This is a genomic window from Pseudomonas sp. TE24901 (assembly GCF_054058375.1).
In genome coordinates this window covers 597,912-618,347 of sequence record NZ_JBSSAF010000001.1, presented here as the reverse complement: position 1 = coordinate 618,347, position 20,436 = coordinate 597,912, and the positions used below count along the sequence as shown (strand labels likewise).

Here is a 20,436-nt window from a genome sequence, read left to right as displayed (position 1 = left end):
GTCTAACGCCCAACATTACCCAGGAGTTACCCGATGAATGCTCGTTTGCTCTGTTTAGCCATGGTTACCTGTTTGTCGCTGCCTGTGGCGGCGCAGGCGCAGATGCTGGCGCCGGGCTTGTGGGAATTGACTACCAGCAACATGAAAGTGGACAACCAGGACCTGCCGGATCTTTCCCTGATCCTCGGCCAGCTCAAGCAACAGATGACTCCTGAACAGCGCGCCATGCTGGAAAAACAGGGCATCACCATGGCCGGTAAAGGCGTGCAGGTGTGCCTCACGCCAGCTCAGGTCGCCTCGGACTCGATCCCCCTGACCGACCCGCAATCGGGCTGCAAACAGGAAGTGACCGACAAGACCGGCAACCAGTGGAAATTCCGCTTCAGTTGCCCGAAAGCACAGGGTACTGGCGTCGCGACTTTCCAGAGTCAGAAAGAATTCACCACCACCGTCAACGGCACCTTCAATGCCACCGGCATCCAGCAGAAAGGCAGCCTCGACAGTCATGCCCAGTGGCTGGGCAACGATTGCGGTACGGTCAAGCCCCGCGCTTAACGCAGAAAATGCAGGGGCAAGCCCTGGCAACTGTCGACCACCTGGCCGTTGTGCCACGCCAGGTGGCCTGACACCAGCGTGGTGCTGACGCTGTGCCGGAAGCTGCGCTCGGCAAAAGGCGTCCAGCCGCAGCGCGCCAGGATCGGCTGGCTGCTGACGGGTTTGCCTTGGGGCTCGGGCTGGATCAGCACCAGGTCGGCCCAATACCCTTCACGCAAATAACCACGGTCAGGAATGGCGAACAGATCAGCCACGCGATGGCTGGTCTTCGCCACCAGCGTGGTCAGTGGCAGGTGCCCGTCGGCCACCAGTTCCAACAACGCCGGCAACGCGTGCTGCACCAGTGGCAGCCCGGACGGCGCTTCGCGATAACCCAACTGTTTCTGCGCCCAGGTATGCGGCGCGTGGTCACTGCCGATCACATCCAGGCGATCACTCAACAAGGCCTGGCGCAGGGCGTCGCGGTCGGCACGGGTCTTGATCGCCGGATTGCATTTGATCTGATGGCCGAGGCGGTGATAGTCGTGGTCGTCGAACAGCAGATGGTGCAGGCACACCTCGGCGGTGATGCGTTTCTCGGCCAGCGGTTTGTCCTCGAACAGCGCCAGCTCGCGGGCAGTGGTCAGGTGCAACACGTGCAGGCGCGTGCCGTGGCGCTGGGCCAATTCCACGGCAAAGGATGACGAGCGATAACAGGCTTGGGCATCGCGGATCAGCGGGTGGGCGACGGCGGGGATGTGATCGCCAAAGCGTTCGCGCAGGCGTTGCTCGTTGGCCAGGATGCTCGGCGTGTGCTCACAGTGGGCCAACAAAATGGTCGGCACTTCGGCAAACAGGCGCTCCAGAATTCGTGGATCGTCCACCAGCATGTTGCCGGTGGACGCGCCCATGAACACTTTGACGCCGGCCACTTCCCGTGGGTCGAGGGCGGCGACGGTGTCGAGGTTGTCGTTGCTCACCCCGAAGTGGAAGCCGTAGTTGGCCACCGAATGCAGGGCGGCGCGGCGCTTCTTATCGGCCAGCGCTTCCAGGTTCAGGGTGGCCGGGTTGGTGTTGGGCATGTCCATGAAGCTGGTGATGCCACCGGCCACGGCCGCGCGGGATTCGCTGTAGAAGCTGCCTTTGTCCGGCGCGCCAGGCTCACGAAAGTGCACCTGGTCATCGATCATGCCCGGCAACAGCCACTGGCCCTGGGCGTCGATTTCCACCGGCTCGTTGTAGCCTTCGAGGCTGCTGGCAATCTTCTCGATTCGGCCATTGGCAACCAGCACATCGGCGTCGAATTCCTCGCCTTCGTTCACCAGGCGGGCGTTGCGGATCAGCAGGCGGCTCATGGTCAGAACTCGTTTTGCAGGGCTTTGTAGCCGCGTACCAAATCGACGTTGGTGCGTGCCACGTCTTCGGAAAACTCCGAGGCGCTGACACTCACCGGCGGGAACTGCGACAGGTCAGTGTTGGGCCCAATGCGGGTGGTGGACGGTACGTAGAAGGCGGCAGGCAAGTCGCGGCCGTCGACCACCGAGTTGTGGCGCACCACGCAGCCATCGCCCACGGCGCAATTGAACAGCACGCTGTTGAACCCGATGAAGACACGATCACCGACCGTGCAGGGGCCATGGACGATGGAGCGGTGCGCGATAGAGGTGAATTCGCCGATGGTCACCGCCGCGCCGGATTTGGAGTGGATGACCACGCCGTCCTGGATGTTGGAGTTGGCGCCGATGGTGATCGGGTCCATGGCGCCGCTGGCGTCGACTTCGTCGGCGCGGATGACGGCGTAGGGGCCGACGAAGACATTCTCGCCGATGATGACCTTGCCGCAGATGATCGCGGTTTTGTCGACGTAGGCCGACTCGGCAATCACCGGCAGGTCGCCGGAAGGGTTCTTGCGGATCATGCAACAGGCTCCGTGATGATGTGAACGTGGTCGCCGTCGATGGCGTTGTAGAAGCAGGTCGGGCGGCCCGTGTGACAGGCCGGGCCGAGTTGGTTGACGATCAGCAACACCGCGTCGCCGTCGCAATCAAGCCGCGCTTCGACCAACTGTTGCCAATGGCCGGAGCTCTCGCCTTTGCGCCACAAATGCTGGCGTGAACGGGACCAATAGCAGACCTGACCGGTAGCCAGGGTTTCGGTGAGGGCCTGACGGTTCATCCAGGCCAGCATCAACACCTCACCGCTGCCGTGTTGCTGGGCGATGGCGGCAATCAGGCCATCGCTGTTCCACGGCAGGGCGTCGAGCACCGGTTCGAGTGGAAAGCGGCTGCCCAGGGCAGCCTCTTCCAGGTCGAGCATGCTCAAGGTCATGGCTTGCTCAGGGCCGCGCACAGGGTATTGAGGTTGTATTCGAACAACCCTGTGAAGGTGCTGGCCGGGCCTTCGGCGGCGAGGGCGTCGGAGTACAGCGTGCCGCCGATCTGCGCGCCGCTTTCGTCAGCGATCTGCTTGAGCAGGCGCGCGTCCTTGATGTTTTCCATGAACACGGCCTTGACCTTGTCTTTGCGGATCTGGGTGATCAGCGCAGCGACTTCGGCGGCCGACGGTTCACGCTCGGTGGACAAGCCCTGTGGCGCGAGGAACTGAATGCCGTAGGCCTGGCCTAGGTAGCCGAACGCGTCATGGGAAGTGACGATGCGACGGTTGCCCGGTGGCAGTGCGCCGAACTTGGTTTTGGCTTCGGCCAGCAGGCGGTAGATTTCTTTCAGGTAGGCTTGGCTGTTGCGCAGGTAGTCAGCTTTGTTGGCCGGGTCGGCGGCCACCAAGGCCTTGGTGATGTTGTTTACGTAAATTTCGGCGTTGGCCAGGTTGTGCCAGGCGTGCGGGTCCGGAATGGTCTCGCCGTCTTCTTCCATGGTGTGGGAGATCACGCCCTTGCTGGCGGTGACGACTGTGGCCTTGGTCTCGGTGCTGGTCACCAGACGATCCAGCCAGGGCTCAAAGCCCAGGCCGTTCTTGATGATGACCTTGGCCTTGAGCAGCGCCTTGGCATCGTCCGGGGTCGGTTCGTAGGTGTGGGCGTCGGAGTCCGGGCCGACCATATTGCTGATCTGGATGTGATCGCCACCGATCTGGTGAGTGATGTCATCGAGAATACTGAAGCTGGTAACCACCTGGAGTTTGTCGGCGGCCTGGGCCATCGACAGTGGCAGCAGCAGACTGAACAGCACGAGTAAAGCGCGCATCGGGAAACACCTCATTGGGATGTAAGAGAGGGCGGGCGGCGCAGCAAGCCGTGCACCGGACCGAAAACCACAGACAGCAGGTACCCAATGCCAGCCACCAGCACGATGGCCGGGCCGCTGGGCAGTGAGTAGTAGAACGACAGCAACAAACCGAAGCACACCGACAGGCATCCCAGCACCGCCGATACCGCGATCAACACCGGCAGGCGCCGGCTCCAGAAGCGTGAAGCAATGGCCGGCAACATCATCAAGCCCACCACCATCAAGGCGCCGATGGCCTGGAAACCGATCACCAGGTTCAGCACCACCAGGGTGAGGAACAACCCGTGGGCCAGCGGGCCCAGACGGCTGACGGTTTGCAGGAACAGCGGGTCGAGGGTGTCCAGCAGCAGCGGTTTGTAGATCACCGCCATGGCGATCAGGCTGAACCCGGAGACCCACAACATGCCGGTGAGGGTGGTTTCGTCCACGGCCAGGGCGGAGCCGAACAGCAGGTGAAGCAGGTCCAGGCGTTTGCCGGCGATGCCAAGGATGAGCACGCCGGCCGCCAGGGAAATGGGGTAGATGGCGGCGAGGCTGGCGTCTTCACGCAGGCCGGTGCGGCGGGTGATCCACGCCGAGAGCCCGGCCATGCCCAGGCCGGCACCGAGGCCGCCGATGGTCAGGGCAGGCAAGCTGAGCCCGGCGAACCAGAAGCCCAGCGCGGCACCGGGCAGGATGCCGTGGGCCACGGCGTCACCGATCAGGCTCATGCGGCGCAGGATCAGGAACACACCCAGCGGCGCGGTGCTGCAGGCCAGCACCAGGCCGCCGATCAGGGCGCGGCGCATAAAGACGAAATCGAAGAATGGCATCCACAGGTGGGCGGCGAAGTGCATCAGGCCACCTGCATGTGTGGTTGCGGGCGGATCAGTTCTTTACTCGGCCCGAACACGCAGCCGGTGCTTTTGATTTGCACCACTTGCTGGGTGTGATGGCGTACGGACGCCAGGTCGTGGCACACGATAACCACAGTGCGGCCTTGGTCGTGCCAGGCGTGTACGTGTTTCCAGCACAGGGCCTGGCCTTCTTCATCGAGAGCGGCGTGGGGCTCATCCAGCAGCAACACCGGCGCGTCGGCCAGGCTCATGCGGGCGAGCAGGGCGCGTTGCAGTTCGCCACCCGATAACGCCATTAATGGGCGGTGCTCGAGGCCGCTGAGGCACCAGTCTTCCAGCACCGCGTGCAGGCGTTGGCTGCGCTGCTCCGGGGTCAGCCTGGTACCCCAGAAGCCAGCGGCCACCAGCTCTTGCAGGCTGATAGGGAACTGGCGGTCAAGGTGTTGTTGCTGGGGCAGGAACGACAAGCCACCACGGCGTGGAACATCCACGGTGACTTTCCCCGCCAGTGGCTTTTGCAAGCCAGCGATGACTTTGAGCAGGCTGCTTTTGCCAGTGCCGTTGGCGCCGATCACGCCGGTGAGGCTGCCTTTTTCCAGAGTGAGATCAATGGCGGGTGTCAGCGGTTGGCCAGGAGCGCCCCAGCGCAAAGCGGTGCAGGTGATCATGCAGAGTGTCTCGTCCAGCGGCTTTCAGCCACGGCATCGTGCGCGTGCAGGCTTTCGGCGTGGATCACTTTCAGGTGGAAGGCTTTGACGGCATCCGAGCGTTTCAAGGCGAGGTTCAGGCGGCGGGCGGCGTCTTCGCAGAACATCAAGTTCTGCCCGTTGGCCAGGGCGAAGGCTTGTTCGTCCGCACGTTTTACTGCGGTTTGCACGGCGGTGCCGAGGGCGGCCTCGACGTTGTCGATCAGGTCGGTCAGGGGCAGGCCCGGCAGGGTTTCGTCCAGCTGGATGGAAAGCTGCGCGCTGCTGCGCTGGCTGTGAGGGGTGGCGACGATGCCGTTGGCGCTGCCGAGCCAGGTCAGTACGTCCTCGTATTGCAGCGGCGTGTTGGCAAAGTCTTCGAGAAATTGCTGCTGAATCAACTGCCTGGCGAGCGCAGCGGAGCAAGGGCAGGTTGACGAGTAAGTAACGTCAATTTTTAGTTCCACGTGGAACATCTGGTTTTCCAGGCGCGCCTCGATGCTCACCGGGTAGCCTTTCCAGCCGGCCAGCGGGCTGACCAGCGCAGGCCGTTTGAGCAGCAAATCGGTGTGGATACGCAGGTAGGCGTTCTTAGATAAACCTTCATGACTCTCAAGAAAGCGCTCAAGTAGAGTATGCAGAAGCGCAGGCGTAAGGGGTTGTTGGTCGAGCATTTCCAGGGCCAGGTACAGGCGTGACATATGAATGCCACGGGCCTCGCCGTCGTCCAGACTTACGCCGGCATCGGCAGTGGCCGTCAGACGTTGGCCGTCGATGAGGATCGGCAGGGCAATGCCGCACATGCCCACCCAATCGAGTGGCAAGGCTTGGCGTGAAGCCTGCGCGGCGATATCCGGCAGAGTCAGCGCGTTCATGAGCAGGTCCATCGTTGGAAATAAAAAGACATGTTATATTATAACTATTGAGTCGACGATGATTTTTCTGCTCCAGCCTTTCTTCAGTCATATCGAGCAGGGACGCTCCTTTATTTGCGGTATATGTCATGCACAGACGTCAGCTTCTTAACCTGCTGCTGGTCAGTCCCCTGTTCACGTTGCCGTTGGGGGCCTACGCCACGCAGATCCGTAATGCACGCCTGTGGCGTTCGGACGACAAGCTTCGGCTGGTGTTCGACCTCAGCGGCCCGGTGCAATACAAGACTTTTTCCCTGACATCGCCTGAACGCTTGATCATCGATTTGAGCGGCGCCGGGCTCACCGGTGATTTTTCTCAGCTGGCGTTGAAGAACAGTGGGATCACCTCGATCCGCTCAGGTCATTTCGGAAAGGGTGACACGCGGATCGTGCTGGACCTGGCCGCGCCGATGCAGCTCAACAGCTTCTTGTTGCCGCCTCAGGACGGCCAAGGCCACCGCCTGGTGCTGGACCTGACCAGTGCCACCCACGCCCCGCGCCAGATCGCTGCTGAACCGGCGCCGTTGGCCGCTCCCGTCGATAAAGCCCATCCCAAGCGCGACATCATCGTGGTGGTTGACCCTGGCCACGGCGGCAAAGACCCCGGCGCCATCGGCTCCAAAGGCCAGCGCGAAAAAGATGTGGTGTTGTCGATCGCCCAGTTGCTGGCCAAGCGTTTGAAGCGCGAGAAGGGCTTTGACGTGAAGCTGGTGCGCAACGACGACTTCTTCGTGCCGCTGCGCAAGCGCGTGGACATCGCGCGTCAGCACAAGGCGGATATGTTCATTTCGGTACACGCCGATGCCGCACCACGGCTCACAGCGTCGGGCGCCTCGGTGTATGCGCTGTCAGAAGGCGGCGCGACGTCTGCTACCGCGCGGTTCATGGCGCAGCGCGAAAACGGCGCGGACTTGCTGGGTGCCACCACCTTGCTCAACTTGAAAGACAAGGACCCGATGTTGGCCGGCGTGATTCTCGACATGTCGATGAACGCTACCATCGCCTCCAGCCTGCAATTGGGCAGTTCGGTACTGGGTAGCCTGCAAAACATCACCACGCTGCACCAGAAGCGCGTGGAACAGGCTGGTTTTGCGGTGCTCAAGTCACCGGATGTGCCGTCGATCCTGGTGGAAACCGGGTTTATCTCCAATACCCAGGACGCCCAGCGCCTGGTGACGGCGCGTCATCAGCAAGCTGTAGCCGATGGCCTGTTCGAAGGTCTGAAAAGTTACTTCCAGAAGAACCCGCCGATGAACAGCTACATGGCCTGGGTTCAGGAGCAGAAGAACGGCGAGGTCTAACAGCCGGTGATACGGCTGCACGTGAACTTGGCGCTGGCGCCCCCTGAACTGGAGAACCGGTTGAGGGTGGTCCATCCCACGCGGCGCGTGTAGCCCACCCACGCCTCACCATCGGAGGCCAGCCCGGTAAAGAACGTCAACTGCCCATAGCGGCTGTTGGTCTGTGCCCAATAGCGTTTGCCGATCACCTCAAACCCCCGCAAGTACGTGGTGCTGCCCGCCGTCGCCACGCTGTAGGCATTCCCCAATGGGTCCACACACGCCAGCAGGTTGGCGCTGCGCGTGCAGTTGGCCAACAGGCTCGGTGGCTGGGCGCAGGCCGATCCTGCCGCTGCCAGTAACAGGGCGCACACCAGGTATTTCATAGGGGTTCTCAGGGACAGAGGGTGGTCAAGCATTGCGCCCTTCGTCGAGACGAGCAAGGGGGATTGGCTTATTTGTATTGTTATACTATAACATTAAAAGACAGCCTGACCCGTGAACCGCTCCCCATGACTGAACAAGACCTCCTGGCCCAACCCGCCGCCGACTACATGAATGAAGCCCAGCAAGGCTTCTTCCGAGAGCTGCTGTTGGCCCAGCGCAATGAGCTGCAAGTGCGTATCGACGCCGAGTTCCTCGTCCTGCGTGAGCAAGAAACCAACAGCGACCCGGCTGACGTAGGCAGCGCCGAAGAACAGCGCCAGTGGCAACTGCGCCTGCTTGAGCGGGAAAAGAAGCTGCTGGACAAGATCGACGACGCCCTCGAACTGCTGGCCCGCGGCGAATATGGCTGGTGCCGTGAAACCGGCGAGCCCATCGGCCTGCAACGCTTGCTGCTGCGTCCTACCGCCACCCTGTGTATCGAAGCCAAAGAACGTGAAGAGCTGCGCGAACGCCACAAACGGGCGATTTGACCGGCCACCCCTGATGAGGACCACCTGATGACCAACCGCCTTCCCGTTACTGTGTTATCCGGCTTTCTCGGCGCCGGCAAAAGCACGCTGCTCAACTATGTCCTGCGCAACCGCGAGAGCCTGCGGGTGGCGGTGATCGTCAACGACATGAGCGAAATCAACATCGACGGCAGCGAAGTACAGCGCGACGTCACCCTCAACCGCGCCGAAGAAAAGCTGGTGGAGATGAGCAACGGCTGCATCTGCTGCACCTTGCGCGAAGACTTGCTGGAAGAAGTCGGAAAACTCGCCAAGGAAGGTCGGTTCGATTACCTGTTGATCGAATCCACCGGCATCTCCGAGCCTTTGCCCGTGGCCGAGACATTCACCTTTCGCGACGAAAACGAGCAGAGCCTGGCCGACATCGCGCGCTTGGACACCATGGTCACCGTGGTCGACGGCATGAACTTCCTGCTCGACTACCAGGCTGCCGAAAGCCTGGCCTCACGGGGTGAAACCCTCGGTGAAGACGACGAGCGCTCCATCACCGACCTGCTGATCGAGCAGATCGAATTCGCCGACGTCATCCTGATCAGCAAGATCGACCTCATCAGCAGCCGCGAACGTGAAGAGCTGATGGCGATCCTTGAACGCCTGAATGCCCAAGCGGAAATCATCCCGATGGTCATGGGCGAAGTGCCGCTGAACAAGATCCTCAACACCGGCCGGTTCGACTTCGAGCGCGCCGCCCAGGCCCCAGGCTGGCTTCAGGAGTTGCGCGGTGAGCACGTGCCGGAAACCGAAGAGTATGGCATCGCGTCCACCGCCTACCGCGCGCGCCGCCCGTTCCATCCGCAGCGCTTCTTCGACTTCATCGACCGCCCGTGGGTGAACGGCAAATTGCTGCGCTCCAAGGGCTTTTTCTGGTTGGCCAGCAAGCATCAGGACGCGGGCAGTTGGTCCCAGGCCGGGGGCTTGATGCGCCATGGTTTTGCCGGGCGTTGGTGGCGTTTTGTGCCGAAAAGCCAGTGGCCCCAGGACGAAGAAAGCATCGCGGCCATCATGGGCAACTGGCAGCTGAGCACCGGTGACTGCCGCCAGGAACTGGTATTCATCGGGCAGAACATCGACTTCGACCAGATGCGCGCAGAGCTGGATGCCTGCCTGCTCAACGATGAAGAAATGGCGCTGGGCGTCGAAGGCTGGCGCTTGCTGGCGGACCCTTTTGGCCCTTGGTATGAAGAGGCCGCCGCCTGATGCTTGCCCCGGTTATTCCCCTGCGCCCCGTGATCCGCCAGAGCCACGGCGAAACGCCGCTGGCCCTTTCCGATATTCTGGAAGACGGCGTCAACCTGGCTGTGTGGCAGCGCCAGTTGCCCCTGCATATCGCCGAATTCGGGGCGTTGCTGGTGGCGTTGAACGAGCCTTTGGCCGAGTCCCTGGTGATTGAGCTCAACAACGAGGACGCGGTGCCGAACCTGCAAGGTCTGGCGTCCAGTTGCCGCGATCTTGAAGGCTACGAAGGCTTCATCGCCGATGTCTCCTGGTTGGTCAGTGCCTTCGCCTGTTTGCTCGGCGCCAAGCGCATTGGCGTGCGCCTGCGGTTGCTGGACAAGGCCATGTGCCCGCGTTTTCACGTTGACCATGTGCCGGTGCGGCTGATCACCACCTATGCCGGCATCGGCAGCCAGTGGTTGCGCGAAGGGGTGATGGACCGTCGCCAGCTCAGCCAGCCCGACGCTGAGCCCACTGACCGTATCGAACAGATCCACTGCGGCGAAGTGGCCTTGCTCAAGGGCACCAAATGGCATGGCAACGAAGGCCATGGCTTGATCCATCGCTCGCCGGCGCTGAAGGCCGATGAGCGTCGCTTGATCCTGACACTGGATTGGCTGGCATAACCGCGTAGGATCAAACGCTCTACACGGCCTGAATGACACCTTCCATGTTGCAGAACATTCCCACCCACGTGATTGCCGGGCCTTTGGGCGCCGGCAAGACCAGCCTGATCAAGCACCTGCTCGCCCAACGCCCGGCCAACGAGCGCTGGGCGGTGTTGATCAACGAGTTCGGGCAGATCGGCCTGGATGCGGCCTTGCTTACCCAGGATGACGATGGCATCGCCTTGGGCGAAGTGGCAGGTGGCTGCCTGTGCTGTGTGAATGGTGCGCCGTTCCAGGTAGGCCTGGGACGCCTCTTACGTAAGGCCAAGCCGGACCGACTGTTTATCGAGCCCTCGGGCCTGGGCCATCCGGCACAGCTGCTCAAGCAACTGCGCGAAGCACCGTGGCAAAACGTGCTGGCGGTTCAGCCCTGCGTGCTGGTGCTGGATGCCCAGGCGCTGGCGGCGGGCAAGCCCTTGCCGGCGTCGCAGCGTGAAGCGCTGGCCAGTGCTGGCCTGCTGGTGTTGAACAAGGATGAATCGCTGGATGGCGACCAACGCCTGGCCATCGAACGGCAACTACCCGACAAACCACTGTATTGGACCCGCCAGGCGCAATTGCCGCTGGAGCACTTGCCCGGCCTGCATACCAAGGCCAGCGCGGCTGTGGATAACTTCGATGCACCTCAAGGCTTGGCCCAAATGCCGGCCATCTGGAGCGACCCTGCCCAGCCCATCTGCCTGAGCCAGGCCCAAGAAGGCGGCTGGAGCATCGGCTGGCGTTGGCACCCGAGCCAGCAGTTCGATAGCCAGCAGGTGAACGACTGGCTTGTCAGCCTTGAGTGGCGCCGCGCCAAACTTGTTATCCACAGCGTGGAGGGCTGGCTCAGCGCCAACGCTGTGGATAACAGCCCGATCGCCTGGCAGCCCAGCGAGTGGCGGCGTGATTCACGTATCGAATTGATCTTCAGCGCACCACAGGACGTGGCGGCGCTACAGGCCGCGCTGGCCGCCTGCCGTCAGTGACGGTTCTTGGTGGCGTGGTCCTGGCGCCACTGGCTCAGCTCGATGACTTCGGCGCTGGGCAACGGTGTCTTGATTTCAAACGGGTAGGGCGCCAGTTCGATTTGCGCACTGTGGGCGCCGAATTGTGTGATGGTCCCGGGATGGCGGGTTTCGCCGGTCACGGTGAACTCGAAATTGTAGACGCGTGCCAGGCGCCGCCGACCGTTGGCATCCTTTACAAAACCGATGCGCTTGAGCGCCACGGCACCGTCCAGCAGCTCGATGTCGAGCTTGGCGCAATGCTGCTTGACCCGCTCCAACGCCCGCTCACGCAGGCCGTGGTTGTGCCATACCCAGGCGGCGCCGGTCGCCAGCAGCATCAACACGAAGATGTTTCCCAGGGTCAGCATGCGAAAAACTCCAACAAAGTGAGAGCAGCTTAACTGTGTCGCCGGTCTGTCGTACAGGCTGCGTTTAGTCGCATACTGCGCGGCCAGAATTTCAATGGCTTTACGGAAATCTCCCGCATGAAACGCACACCTCATCTGCTTGCGATCCAGTCTCATGTGGTCTTTGGCCACGCCGGAAACAGCGCTGCCGTATTCCCTATGCAACGGGTCGGGGTGAACGTCTGGCCACTGAATACGGTGCAATTCTCCAACCACACCCAGTATGGCCAGTGGGCGGGCGAAGTGCTGGCGCCGCAGCAAATTCCGGCGCTGGTCGAAGGCATTGCAGCCATCGGCGAGCTGGGCAACTGCGACGCCGTACTGTCCGGCTACCTGGGCAGTGCGGACCAGGGGCGGGCGATCCTCAGTGGCGTGGCGCGCATCAAGGCGATCAACCCCAAGGCGCTGTACCTGTGCGACCCGGTGATGGGCCATCCGGAAAAAGGCTGCATCGTGCCTCAGGAAGTCAGCGATTTCCTGCTGGACGAAGCGGCGGCCATGGCTGACTTCCTGTGCCCCAACCAGCTGGAACTCGACAGCTTTGCCGGTCGCAAGCCGCAATCGCTGTTCGATTGCCTGGCCATGGCCAAGGCGTTGCTGGCACGCGGGCCCAAAGCGGTGCTGGTCAAGCACCTGGATTACCCAGGCAAGTTGCCCGAAGGTTTTGAGATGTTGCTGGTGACCGCCGAAGGCAGTTGGCATTTGCGTCGGCCGCTGTTGGCGTTCCCGCGCCAACCGGTGGGCGTGGGCGACCTGACCTCGGGGCTGTTCCTGGCGCGGGTGCTGCTGGGCGACAGCCTGTTGGCCGCCTTCGAGTTCACCGCAGCCGCCGTGCATGAAGTGCTACTGGAAACCCAGGCGTGCGCCAGTTACGAACTGGAGCTGGTACGCGCCCAGGACCGTATTGCCCACCCCCGCGTACGCTTTGAAGCAACGCCCATCGAGCTGTAGGAGTATTCCTGATTGAGCCAGGCAAAGGGCGTCCGGTAGTATCGGCCGCCTCTTTGTCCCCAGTGCTAATCAAGGAAGACCGATGCCAGCTGTATTCCCATCGCCACGGGCTCTCACCGCCCTGGCCCTGACGTCATTGCTCACCGGTTGCAGCGTCAACGGTGCCTACACCGACTCGACGGCACCCGATGCCGCCAAGTTGCGCTTTGTCTCCAACACCTCGAACAGCACTCTCGATATTTACGACGCCCAGCACTGCCAGGGCCGCAACACTGGCATGCTCAACAACTTCCTGCTGGTCGATACCAAGCGGCGTGTCGACATGATCGTCCCGCCGCCCGCCAAGGCCAGGGGCCTGTTGGAGGTCAAGCTGGAGCCGGGCAAGGACGTTATGTTGATGATCAACACCAATGGCGGCAGTTACGTCTGCGGCAAGGCCGTGAGCTTTACGCCCAAGGCGGGGCAAGAGTATGAAGTGACCTTCGATATGCGAGGCGGCAGTTGCACCACGCTGCTGCAGCGCCTGACCCGTTTTGACGGCAAGGACCAGCGCATTCCGCTGCCTATTTTTGATAAAGGGATGAGCGCGTGCACGGGCCAAAGCCCGATATTCGGCAAGTCGATCCCAGAAACCCCCAAGCGCGCGGCACTGATCAACACGATCACGTCCACCAACCTGCAACTGATCACCCTGATGGAGCCCGACACTCAGGGGCGCCTGCAATCATCCCTGGATGAGATCGACGGTGTGATCGCCAAGCGCAAGGCGCAGCTGGGCACCTTTACCCCGCCTGAAGCCTATTGGACGCAATACCGTCAGAACTATGTCCTGTTCAGTCAGGAAATGGCCGGCCGCAAGGCGCGCACGCTGGCGCTTTACGAGCAGGTGTACCGGCTTCGCCTGAGTGGCACCGAAGACGCTGTGCTGGAACAGTGGATGAGCCCCACGGACCGCGCTGTCAGCGAGCGCGTCAAAGCGAACGACAAATTCATGGAGCGCTACTACCAGGACACCGACAAGTCGATGATGGTCGAGACCCTCAACCTTCACATGGAGCGCATGGCCCAATTGGACCAGCGCTTCGACGTGTGCGCACACTACGACAAGTGCTGGCGCTATTGAGGGCGGGCGCAGGGGCGGGCCCCTGCGCACAGGCTTACGGCGCGTCGTCCTTTATTTCCTGGTAACGCTTCTCCAATTCCTGGCGAATCTGCCGACGCTGCTGGGCCTGTACGAAACGGCGCTTGTCTTCGCTGTTCTGCGGTTGCAGGGGCGGGACGGCGGCAGGTTTGCGCTGGTCGTCCACGGCCACCATGGTGAAGAAGCAGCTGTTGGTGTGGCGCACCGAGCGTTCGCGGATGTTCTCGGTCACCACCTTGATGCCCACCTCCATCGAGGTGTTGCCGGTGTAGTTGACTGACGCCAGGAAGGTCACCAGTTCGCCGACATGGATCGGCTCGCGAAAAATCACCTGATCTACCGACAGCGTCACCACATAGCGACCGGCATAACGGCTGGCGCAGGCGTAGGCCACTTCGTCGAGGTACTTAAGCAAGGTGCCGCCGTGGACATTGCCTGAGAAGTTGGCCATATCAGGGGTCATCAGTACCGTCATCGACAGCTGGGCGTTTCCGGGTTCCATAGCACACTCACGGGTTGTAGGCATTGGTTGGGGGGCACCTCTGCGGGTGCTGGAATCTTTGCAGAGCCATCCATAACCGGACGCCGGCGGGCGGCTCGCCGTCACGCCTGCACCGTTCTGTTTCCATATATTGCACCGGCTTTCTGCCGGAAGTCGCGGTGTTAACCTTCAAAAGCCCGTCTCAGGGCATTTCTTACGATTTAGGCCGACTTTTCCTTCCGCGCACTGCGACCGTTCAGAGGCGCGCGCGGAAGTGGGAAAAGCGCCAGTACCCTCAAGGAGCCCCTCGCCATGCACGCCATCAGCTTTATCCAGGACTTGGCCGTGATCATGCTGGTGGCAGGGGTGGTCACCATCCTGTTCCACCGCCTCAAGCAGCCGGTGGTGCTGGGCTACATCGTCGCCGGCTTCATCATCGGTCCCCACACCCCGCCGTTCGGCCTGATCCATGACGAAGACACCATCAAGACCCTGGCCGAACTGGGCGTGATTTTCCTGATGTTCTGCCTGGGCCTGGAGTTCAGTCTGCGCAAGCTGTTCAAGGTAGGCGCCACGGCGTTTATCGCGGCGTTCCTGGAAATCATCCTGATGATCTGGATCGGCTACGAGATCGGCCGCTGGTTCGACTGGAACACCATGGATTCACTGTTCCTCGGCGCGATCCTGGCGATCTCCTCCACCACCATCATCGTCAAGGCGCTCAACGACCTGAAGATGAAGAACCAGCGCTTCGCCCAGCTGATTTTCGGCGTGCTGATTGTGGAAGATATCCTCGGCATCGGCATCATCGCCTTGCTGTCGAGCATTGCCGTCAGTGGCACGGTCAGCTCCGGCGAGGTGTTCTCCACGGTCGGCAAGCTCTCGCTGTTCATGATCGTCGCCCTGGTCATCGGCATTCTGCTGGTGCCGCGCCTCTTGGCTTACGTGGCCAAGTTCGAAAGCAATGAGATGTTACTGATCACCGTGCTGGGCCTGTGTTTCGGCTTCTGCCTGTTGGTGGTGAAGCTGGAATACAGCATGGTGCTGGGCGCGTTCCTGATCGGTGCGATCATGGCCGAATCCCGTCAGTTGATTAAGATCGAGCGCTTGATCGAGCCGGTTCGCGACATGTTCAGTGCCATCTTCTTTGTCGCCATTGGCTTGATGATCGACCCACAGATCCTGCTGCAATACGCCTGGCCGATTGCGGTGATCACGGTGGCGGTGGTGCTCGGCAAGATGTTGTCCTGCGGGTTGGGGGCGTTTATCGCTGGCAACGACGGCCGTACCTCACTGCGAGTGGGTATGGGGCTGTCACAGATTGGCGAGTTTTCCTTCATCATCGCCGCGCTCGGCATGACGCTTCAGGTGACCAGTGATTTTCTTTACCCGGTCGCCGTGGCGGTTTCGGCGATTACCACACTGCTGACGCCGTACCTGATTCGCGGTGCAGACCCCTTGTCATTGAAGATCGCGGCGGTGATGCCCAAGCGCATGAGCCGGGTATTCGGCCTGTATGGCGAATGGCTACGCAGTATTCAGCCCCAAGGCGAGGGCGCGATGCTGGCCTCGATGATCCGCAAGATCATCCTGCAAGTGGGGGTGAACCTGGCGTTGGTGGTGGCGATCTTCTTCGCCGGCAGCTTTTTCGCGACGCGTATTGGTGGGTATCTGGAGGGCTGGATCAGCGATCCGAGCTGGCAGAAGGCGCTGATCTGGGGCGGTGCGTTGCTGTTGTCGCTGCCGTTCCTGATTGCCGCGTACCGCAAGCTCAAGGCGCTATCGATGCTGCTGGCGGAGATGAGCGTGAAGCCGGAAATGGCCGGGCGGCATACCCAGCGTGTGCGGCGGGTGATCGCGGAACTGATCCCCCTCCTGTCGCTGCTGGTGATTTTCCTGCTATTGGCTGCGTTGTCGGCCAGTATCCTGCCGACCAACAAGCTGCTGGTGCTGATTGCCGTGGTCACGGCGGCGGTGGCGGCGGTGCTCTGGCGCTGGTTCATCCGGGTGCATACGCGGATGCAGGTCGCCTTGCTGGAGACGCTGGATAACCATAAGGACACCCCAGAACATTGATCGCTTTTACGGGGTGGCAAGTGAGCTTTTTGTGGCGAGCGAGCTTGCTCGCGTTGGGCTGCACAGCAGCCCCAAAACCTTCGCATCACTGCATCTGAAAGAACGCGTCGTTTGGATTGGGGCTGCTTCGCAGCCCAGCGGGAGCAAGCTCCCTCGCCACAGGGGTTGGCGCTAGTGTTTGGCTCAGCTTTCCAGCCAGACGTCCCGCGCCCAGTGCCACACCGATTCCCAGGTTTCCTCGGTGACGATTTCTTCTTCGCCAGACCACAGCACCACGGTGCCGTCTTCTTCGACGCAGTAGTAGTCATCGCCATCCTGGCAGATCGGGATCAGGCTGCGGTCGACACCGGCGTCCCAGGCGTTGGCGGCAACGTCCGGCAGGTAGGTGTGGGATTGCGGGTCGGTGACGGTCACCGGCTCCAGGCTGCCGTACACCACGTCGCTGACGGTCAGCAGGAATTCACGGAAGACAAAGGGGATGTCGATGAACAGTTGTTCCTCGATTTCCACCAGCAGGTCTTCGTCAGGCAGTTCCAGAGGAACCGGGACCGGTTCGTTGGCTTCACGCAATTGTTCGATGATTTCTTCCACGGCCGGGATCCTCTTGCTAGATGGCGCGGTTCATAGGGGCGTTTTATACAGTAGCTCGCTATAAGTGCAACCGTGAAATAGAAAACCCCGGAACATGTCCGGGGTTTTTATTACCGCTTGCTCAAGCGTGCGGGTATCAGCCGTTCTGGCGGATACCGGCGACCAGCCAAGGCTGGTTGTCGCCTTGGGCGCGCTCCATGTTCCAGCTTTCGCTGAACACTTCGCCTTGGTCGAAACGCGAGGTCTTCGACACACCGCTGAAGGTCAGGGTGGCGATGGTCTTGTCGGCGCGATCATCCACACCTTCGAGCTGTACGCGCAGGTCGTCGATGTAGGTCGACTGGAAGCCGTCGCCCAGGTCGGCGCGTTCGCGCTTGAGGAACTCCAGCAGTTGCGGGGTCACGAACTCGGCGATCTTGTCCATTTCGTTGGCGTCCCAGTGCTGTTGCAGGGACTGGAAGTGGTTGCGGGCCGCTTCGACGAAACGTTCTTCGTTGAACCAGGCCGGAGCGTTGATCACCGGGCGGGCTGCAGCAGGCGCTGCAGAACCACCGAAGATCGAGCCCATGGCAGGCTTTTGCTCGAACACTTCACGCTGCATCGGCGCGCCGGCTGGAGCCAGATGCTCCTGCTGCTTGCGGCGACGGGCGGCGATAAAGCGGAAGATCACAAAGGCGATGACCGCCATGATCAGGATGTCGAAGATCTGCATGCCCTGGAAGCCGCCGCCCATGAACATGGAAGCGAGCAGGCCACCGGCCGCGATACCGGCCAGAGGGCCCAACCAGCGCGAAGCACCGCCGGCCTTGGCAGCGGCGCCAGCAGCACCGGCTGCGCCTGCGGTTGCGGCTGCACCGCCCATGCCACCGGCGGATGGAGCCATTTGGCTGGTCTGGTGAGTCGGCGCCGAGCCCATGCTTTTGCCGCCACCGAAGCGTTTGGCGTTGGCGTCGAGGCTCATCGTCAGGCCGATGCACAACGCCATGGCGATGCTAAGAAAACGTTTCATAAAGGGAATTCCCATTTGTGGATTGCACGCGCGCCATGTTGCACAGGTGCAGTGACAGTGGCTAGCGGCATAGTGTTTCGGGCTTTTGCGTAAGACCGATTCCGAAGGGTCTGTAGGACTAGTTACAGATATTGGCCCGCAACGCCGGAAAACAAGGGAGGCTCACAATTCTTCACATTGTAGGAGCCCGGCTTGTCGAATCGCCGGGCTCCTAAAACGGGGGGGTCAAATGGCTTCGAGCTTCGCGTAACCCATCATCAGCCACTTGCTGCCTTCGGCGAAATTCACCTGCACCCGCGCCTGGGCGCCGGCGCCTTCGAAGTTGAGGATGACCCCTTCGCCGAAGATCGCATGCTTGACCTGCTGGCCGAGGCTGAACTGGGTCTCCGGAATCTCGGAACCGGCGAACAGAGTACTGGCGCTCTGCTGCTGGCCACCGCCGAACGGACGGCTGACGCTGTTGGACAAACGCACTTCCTGGATCAGCCCCTTCGGCACTTCACGTACGAAGCGCGACACCTTGTTGTAGGTCTCGCTGCCGTACAGGCGTCGGGTCTCGGCGTAGGTCATCACCAGGTTCTGCATGGCGCGGGTGATGCCCACATAGGCCAGGCGGCGTTCTTCCTCAAGGCGGCCGGGCTCTTCCAGGCTCATCTTGTGGGGGAACAGGCCTTCTTCCATGCCCACCAGGAACACGTAGGGGAATTCCAGGCCCTTGGCACTGTGCAAGGTCATCAGCTGGATGCTGTCTTCATGCTCGTCGGCCTGGGTATCACCGGCCTCCAGCGATGCATGGCCGAGGAACGCGGCGAGCGGCGTCAGCTCTTCGTCTTCCTCGGTGTTCTCGAACGCGCGGGCGGCGCTGACCAGTTCCTCAAGGTTTTCTACCCGAGCCTGGCCTTTCTCGCCTTTTTCCGCTTCGTGATAGGCGATCAGGCCGGACTGTTCGATCACCGTCTGGGTCATCAGGTGCAGGGGCATTTCCGCGCACTTGGCCGCCAGGTTCTCGATCAACTCGACAAATACACCCAACGCACCCGCTGCACGGCCGGTCAGGCCTTTATTGGCGATGAGCAAACGCATGGATTCCCACATCGATACATCGGCATGGCGTGCGTGGTCGCGGATCGCTTCAACGGTCTTTTCACCGATGCCGCGCGCCGGGATGTTGATCACCCGTTCCAGCGCCGCATCGTTGCCACGGCCTTCCAGCAACCGCAGGTAGGCCATGGCGTTCTTGATTTCAGCGCGTTCGAAGAAGCGCTGGCCGCCATAGATGCGGTACGGAATGCGCTCACGCAGCAGGGCTTCTTCCAGCACCCGCGACTGGGCGTTGGAGCGGTACAGGATTGCGATGTCGCTGCGTGCCAGGCCGGTTTTCAGGGCGCTCTCGATGGTTTCCACCACATAGCGCGCTTCATCGTGCTCGTTGAAGGCAGCGTACAGGTTGATCGCCTCGCCTTCGCCGCCGTCGGTCCACAGCTCCTTGCCCAGGCGCCCGGTGTTGTTGGCGATCAAGGCGTTGGCAGCCTTGAGGATGCCGGCGGTGGAGCGGTAGTTCTGCTCCAGGCGAATGGTCTCGGCGTCCGGGAAATCTTCGGAATATTGGTAGATGTTCTCGATTTTCGCGCCACGCCAGCCGTAGATCGACTGGTCGTCGTCGCCCACCACCATCAGGCTGTCGCCGCCCTTGGCCAGCAGGCGCAACCAGGCGTACTGCACGGCGTTGGTGTCCTGGAACTCGTCCACCAGAATGTGGCGGAAGCGTTTCTGGTAGTGCGCCAGCAAACCCGGGTTGTCACGCCACAGGTCGAGGGCGCGCAGCAGCAGCTCGGAGAAGTCGATCACACCGGCGCGCACGCAGGCAGCTTCGTACGCCTCATAAATGCTGCGCATGGTCGCCAGGAACAGATCGCCGCTGGCCTGGATATGTTGCGGGCGCAGGCCTTCGTCTTTCTGGCCGTTGATGAACCATTGCGCCTGGCGCGCTGGCCAGCGCTGTTCGTCCAGGCCCAGCTCACGGATCACGCGCTTGACCAGGCGTTGCTGGTCGTCGCTGTCGAGAATCTGGAAGGTCTGGGCCAGGCCCGCTTCCTGCCAGTGCGCCCGCAGCAGGCGATGCGCCAGGCCGTGGAAGGTGCCCACCCACATGCCGGCCGGGCTGATGCCCATCAACTGCTCGATGCGGTGGCGCATCTCGGCAGCGGCCTTGTTGGTGAAGGTCACCGACAGGATGGAGTGCGGGGACGCGTTTTCGACCTGGATCAACCAGGCGATACGGTGCACTAGCACGCGGGTTTTACCGGAGCCAGCACCGGCCAGGACCAACTGACGGCCAACGGGGGCTGCTACGGCCTGGCGTTGGGCATCGTTGAGGGAGTTCAGCAAAAGGGAGAGATCATCGCGCATCGGCGCATTCTATGGCCCCGGGGGGAGTGGGGCAAATCCCAATGCCGGGTG

At 61.7% G+C, this 20,436-nt stretch carries 22 protein-coding genes; 9 read left to right on the top strand and 13 right to left on the bottom strand.

The annotated features are described in order from the left end of the window. Nucleotides 1-33 precede the first annotated feature (33 nt). Nucleotides 34-555 (top strand): DUF3617 domain-containing protein, encoded by a 522-nt coding sequence (locus ACVWVP_RS02840; protein WP_178920492.1) that lies wholly within the window; start codon nt 34-36, stop codon nt 553-555. On the opposite strand, the gene ACVWVP_RS02835 is transcribed toward ACVWVP_RS02840, so the two are convergent. Genes ACVWVP_RS02835 through folE2 form a run of 7 tightly spaced genes read right to left on the bottom strand, consistent with a single transcriptional unit; the run spans nt 552 to nt 6,176 of the window. Beyond that, the gene (locus ACVWVP_RS02835) at nt 552-1,889 is read right to left on the bottom strand and encodes a dihydroorotase (protein ID WP_457404438.1); all 1,338 of its coding nucleotides are present in this window, start codon (nt 1,887-1,889) and stop codon (nt 552-554) included. The genes ACVWVP_RS02840 and ACVWVP_RS02835 overlap by 4 nt on opposite strands. A 2-nt stretch (nt 1,890-1,891) precedes the next feature. Further along, the gene (locus tag ACVWVP_RS02830; protein ID WP_005792581.1) at nt 1,892-2,452 is read right to left on the bottom strand and encodes a gamma carbonic anhydrase family protein; all 561 of its coding nucleotides are present in this window, start codon (nt 2,450-2,452) and stop codon (nt 1,892-1,894) included. Further along, nucleotides 2,449-2,862, bottom strand: coding sequence for a phosphoribosyl-AMP cyclohydrolase (hisI, locus tag ACVWVP_RS02825; protein WP_259172427.1), 414 nt, complete (start codon nt 2,860-2,862; stop codon nt 2,449-2,451). The genes ACVWVP_RS02830 and hisI overlap by 4 nt, the downstream gene beginning before the upstream one ends. Then, nucleotides 2,859-3,737: a metal ABC transporter substrate-binding protein gene (locus ACVWVP_RS02820; protein WP_178920489.1), complete on the bottom strand. Its 879-nt coding sequence runs from the start codon at nt 3,735-3,737 to the stop codon at nt 2,859-2,861. The genes hisI and ACVWVP_RS02820 overlap by 4 nt, the downstream gene beginning before the upstream one ends. Before the next feature lie 11 nt (nt 3,738-3,748). Beyond that, nucleotides 3,749-4,615, bottom strand: a complete 867-nt coding sequence (locus ACVWVP_RS02815) for a metal ABC transporter permease (RefSeq protein WP_178920488.1) — start codon at nt 4,613-4,615, stop codon at nt 3,749-3,751. Beyond that, nucleotides 4,615-5,283, bottom strand: a complete 669-nt coding sequence (locus ACVWVP_RS02810) for a metal ABC transporter ATP-binding protein (RefSeq protein WP_178920486.1) — start codon at nt 5,281-5,283, stop codon at nt 4,615-4,617. The genes ACVWVP_RS02815 and ACVWVP_RS02810 overlap by 1 nt, the downstream gene beginning before the upstream one ends. Beyond that, the gene (folE2, locus tag ACVWVP_RS02805) at nt 5,280-6,176 is read right to left on the bottom strand and encodes a GTP cyclohydrolase FolE2 (RefSeq protein WP_457404437.1); all 897 of its coding nucleotides are present in this window, start codon (nt 6,174-6,176) and stop codon (nt 5,280-5,282) included. Before folE2 ends, ACVWVP_RS02810 begins: the two co-directional genes overlap by 4 nt. A 128-nt stretch (nt 6,177-6,304) precedes the next feature. Between folE2 and ACVWVP_RS02800 the strand changes: the two genes are divergently transcribed. After that, complete coding sequence (locus ACVWVP_RS02800) at nt 6,305-7,516, top strand: N-acetylmuramoyl-L-alanine amidase (RefSeq protein WP_178920482.1); 1,212 nt, start codon at nt 6,305-6,307, stop codon at nt 7,514-7,516. Here the strand turns inward: ACVWVP_RS02800 and ACVWVP_RS02795 are convergent. After that, nucleotides 7,513-7,881, bottom strand: a complete 369-nt coding sequence (locus tag ACVWVP_RS02795; RefSeq protein WP_259172425.1) for a glutamine synthetase — start codon at nt 7,879-7,881, stop codon at nt 7,513-7,515. The two genes, ACVWVP_RS02800 and ACVWVP_RS02795, sit on opposite strands and share 4 nt — an antisense overlap. Nucleotides 7,882-8,007: 126 nt before the next feature. On the opposite strand from ACVWVP_RS02795, the gene dksA reads away from it, so the two are divergent. Genes dksA through ACVWVP_RS02775 form a run of 4 tightly spaced genes read left to right on the top strand, consistent with a single transcriptional unit; the run spans nt 8,008 to nt 11,299 of the window. Further along, nucleotides 8,008-8,412, top strand: a complete 405-nt coding sequence (dksA, locus tag ACVWVP_RS02790) for an RNA polymerase-binding protein DksA (RefSeq protein WP_178920479.1) — start codon at nt 8,008-8,010, stop codon at nt 8,410-8,412. A gap of 27 nt (nt 8,413-8,439) precedes the next feature. Continuing rightward, a complete protein-coding gene (zigA, locus tag ACVWVP_RS02785) occupies nt 8,440-9,648 on the top strand; it encodes a zinc metallochaperone GTPase ZigA (RefSeq protein ID WP_178920477.1) in 1,209 nt (402 codons plus the stop codon). Further along, entirely contained in the window at nt 9,648-10,292 is a 645-nt protein-coding gene (locus ACVWVP_RS02780) for a DUF1826 domain-containing protein (RefSeq protein WP_176994531.1), read from the top strand. The genes zigA and ACVWVP_RS02780 overlap by 1 nt, the downstream gene beginning before the upstream one ends. A gap of 44 nt (nt 10,293-10,336) precedes the next feature. Beyond that, nucleotides 10,337-11,299, top strand: coding sequence for a CobW family GTP-binding protein (locus tag ACVWVP_RS02775; protein WP_457404436.1), 963 nt, complete (start codon nt 10,337-10,339; stop codon nt 11,297-11,299). On the opposite strand, the gene ACVWVP_RS02770 is transcribed toward ACVWVP_RS02775, so the two are convergent. After that, nucleotides 11,293-11,688 (bottom strand): DUF3301 domain-containing protein, encoded by a 396-nt coding sequence (locus ACVWVP_RS02770; protein WP_122716332.1) that lies wholly within the window; start codon nt 11,686-11,688, stop codon nt 11,293-11,295. The genes ACVWVP_RS02775 and ACVWVP_RS02770 overlap by 7 nt on opposite strands. Nucleotides 11,689-11,805: 117 nt before the next feature. Here ACVWVP_RS02770 and pdxY point away from each other — a divergent pair, with 117 nt between their 5' ends. Next, entirely contained in the window at nt 11,806-12,678 is an 873-nt protein-coding gene (pdxY, locus tag ACVWVP_RS02765) for a pyridoxal kinase PdxY (RefSeq protein ID WP_178920472.1), read from the top strand. Nucleotides 12,679-12,760: 82 nt separating this feature from the next. Beyond that, nucleotides 12,761-13,801 (top strand): hypothetical protein, encoded by a 1,041-nt coding sequence (locus ACVWVP_RS02760; RefSeq protein WP_457404435.1) that lies wholly within the window; start codon nt 12,761-12,763, stop codon nt 13,799-13,801. Nucleotides 13,802-13,835: 34 nt separating this feature from the next. On the opposite strand, the gene ACVWVP_RS02755 is transcribed toward ACVWVP_RS02760, so the two are convergent. After that, on the bottom strand, nt 13,836-14,321 hold the full coding sequence (locus tag ACVWVP_RS02755; RefSeq protein ID WP_176994526.1) for an acyl-CoA thioesterase: 486 nt from the start codon (nt 14,319-14,321) through the stop codon (nt 13,836-13,838). Between the two features lie 291 nt (nt 14,322-14,612). Here ACVWVP_RS02755 and ACVWVP_RS02750 point away from each other — a divergent pair, with 291 nt between their 5' ends. Beyond that, the gene (locus tag ACVWVP_RS02750; protein ID WP_178920468.1) at nt 14,613-16,376 is read left to right on the top strand and encodes a cation:proton antiporter; all 1,764 of its coding nucleotides are present in this window, start codon (nt 14,613-14,615) and stop codon (nt 16,374-16,376) included. Nucleotides 16,377-16,559: 183 nt separating this feature from the next. Here the strand turns inward: ACVWVP_RS02750 and ACVWVP_RS02745 are convergent, their stop codons facing one another. The 3 genes from ACVWVP_RS02745 to uvrD all read right to left on the bottom strand — a co-directional run bounded on the left by ACVWVP_RS02745 (nt 16,560) and on the right by uvrD (nt 20,385). Beyond that, complete coding sequence (locus tag ACVWVP_RS02745) at nt 16,560-16,967, bottom strand: SMI1/KNR4 family protein (protein WP_010207624.1); 408 nt, start codon at nt 16,965-16,967, stop codon at nt 16,560-16,562. A 136-nt stretch (nt 16,968-17,103) separates the two neighbouring features. Further along, nucleotides 17,104-17,976, bottom strand: a complete 873-nt coding sequence (locus ACVWVP_RS02740; protein ID WP_178920466.1) for a Tim44 domain-containing protein — start codon at nt 17,974-17,976, stop codon at nt 17,104-17,106. 225 nt (nt 17,977-18,201) lie between these two features. After that, a complete protein-coding gene (gene uvrD / locus ACVWVP_RS02735) occupies nt 18,202-20,385 on the bottom strand; it encodes a DNA helicase II (RefSeq protein WP_178920464.1) in 2,184 nt (727 codons plus the stop codon). Nucleotides 20,386-20,436 lie beyond the last annotated feature (51 nt).

Coding starts and splice junctions, on each gene's coding strand:
- ACVWVP_RS02840 (WP_178920492.1), top strand. CDS start 34: ATGAATGCTCGTTTGCTCTGTTTAGCCATGGTTACCTGTTTGTCGCTG.
- ACVWVP_RS02835 (WP_457404438.1), bottom strand. CDS start 1,889: ATGAGCCGCCTGCTGATCCGCAACGCCCGCCTGGTGAACGAAGGCGAG.
- ACVWVP_RS02830 (WP_005792581.1), bottom strand. CDS start 2,452: ATGATCCGCAAGAACCCTTCCGGCGACCTGCCGGTGATTGCCGAGTCG.
- hisI (WP_259172427.1), bottom strand. CDS start 2,862: ATGACCTTGAGCATGCTCGACCTGGAAGAGGCTGCCCTGGGCAGCCGC.
- ACVWVP_RS02820 (WP_178920489.1), bottom strand. CDS start 3,737: ATGCGCGCTTTACTCGTGCTGTTCAGTCTGCTGCTGCCACTGTCGATG.
- ACVWVP_RS02815 (WP_178920488.1), bottom strand. CDS start 4,615: ATGCACTTCGCCGCCCACCTGTGGATGCCATTCTTCGATTTCGTCTTT.
- ACVWVP_RS02810 (WP_178920486.1), bottom strand. CDS start 5,283: ATGATCACCTGCACCGCTTTGCGCTGGGGCGCTCCTGGCCAACCGCTG.
- folE2 (WP_457404437.1), bottom strand. CDS start 6,176: ATGAACGCGCTGACTCTGCCGGATATCGCCGCGCAGGCTTCACGCCAA.
- ACVWVP_RS02800 (WP_178920482.1), top strand. CDS start 6,305: ATGCACAGACGTCAGCTTCTTAACCTGCTGCTGGTCAGTCCCCTGTTC.
- ACVWVP_RS02795 (WP_259172425.1), bottom strand. CDS start 7,881: ATGAAATACCTGGTGTGCGCCCTGTTACTGGCAGCGGCAGGATCGGCC.
- dksA (WP_178920479.1), top strand. CDS start 8,008: ATGACTGAACAAGACCTCCTGGCCCAACCCGCCGCCGACTACATGAAT.
- zigA (WP_178920477.1), top strand. CDS start 8,440: ATGACCAACCGCCTTCCCGTTACTGTGTTATCCGGCTTTCTCGGCGCC.
- ACVWVP_RS02780 (WP_176994531.1), top strand. CDS start 9,648: ATGCTTGCCCCGGTTATTCCCCTGCGCCCCGTGATCCGCCAGAGCCAC.
- ACVWVP_RS02775 (WP_457404436.1), top strand. CDS start 10,337: ATGTTGCAGAACATTCCCACCCACGTGATTGCCGGGCCTTTGGGCGCC.
- ACVWVP_RS02770 (WP_122716332.1), bottom strand. CDS start 11,688: ATGCTGACCCTGGGAAACATCTTCGTGTTGATGCTGCTGGCGACCGGC.
- pdxY (WP_178920472.1), top strand. CDS start 11,806: ATGAAACGCACACCTCATCTGCTTGCGATCCAGTCTCATGTGGTCTTT.
- ACVWVP_RS02760 (WP_457404435.1), top strand. CDS start 12,761: ATGCCAGCTGTATTCCCATCGCCACGGGCTCTCACCGCCCTGGCCCTG.
- ACVWVP_RS02755 (WP_176994526.1), bottom strand. CDS start 14,321: ATGGAACCCGGAAACGCCCAGCTGTCGATGACGGTACTGATGACCCCT.
- ACVWVP_RS02750 (WP_178920468.1), top strand. CDS start 14,613: ATGCACGCCATCAGCTTTATCCAGGACTTGGCCGTGATCATGCTGGTG.
- ACVWVP_RS02740 (WP_178920466.1), bottom strand. CDS start 17,976: ATGAAACGTTTTCTTAGCATCGCCATGGCGTTGTGCATCGGCCTGACG.
- uvrD (WP_178920464.1), bottom strand. CDS start 20,385: ATGCGCGATGATCTCTCCCTTTTGCTGAACTCCCTCAACGATGCCCAA.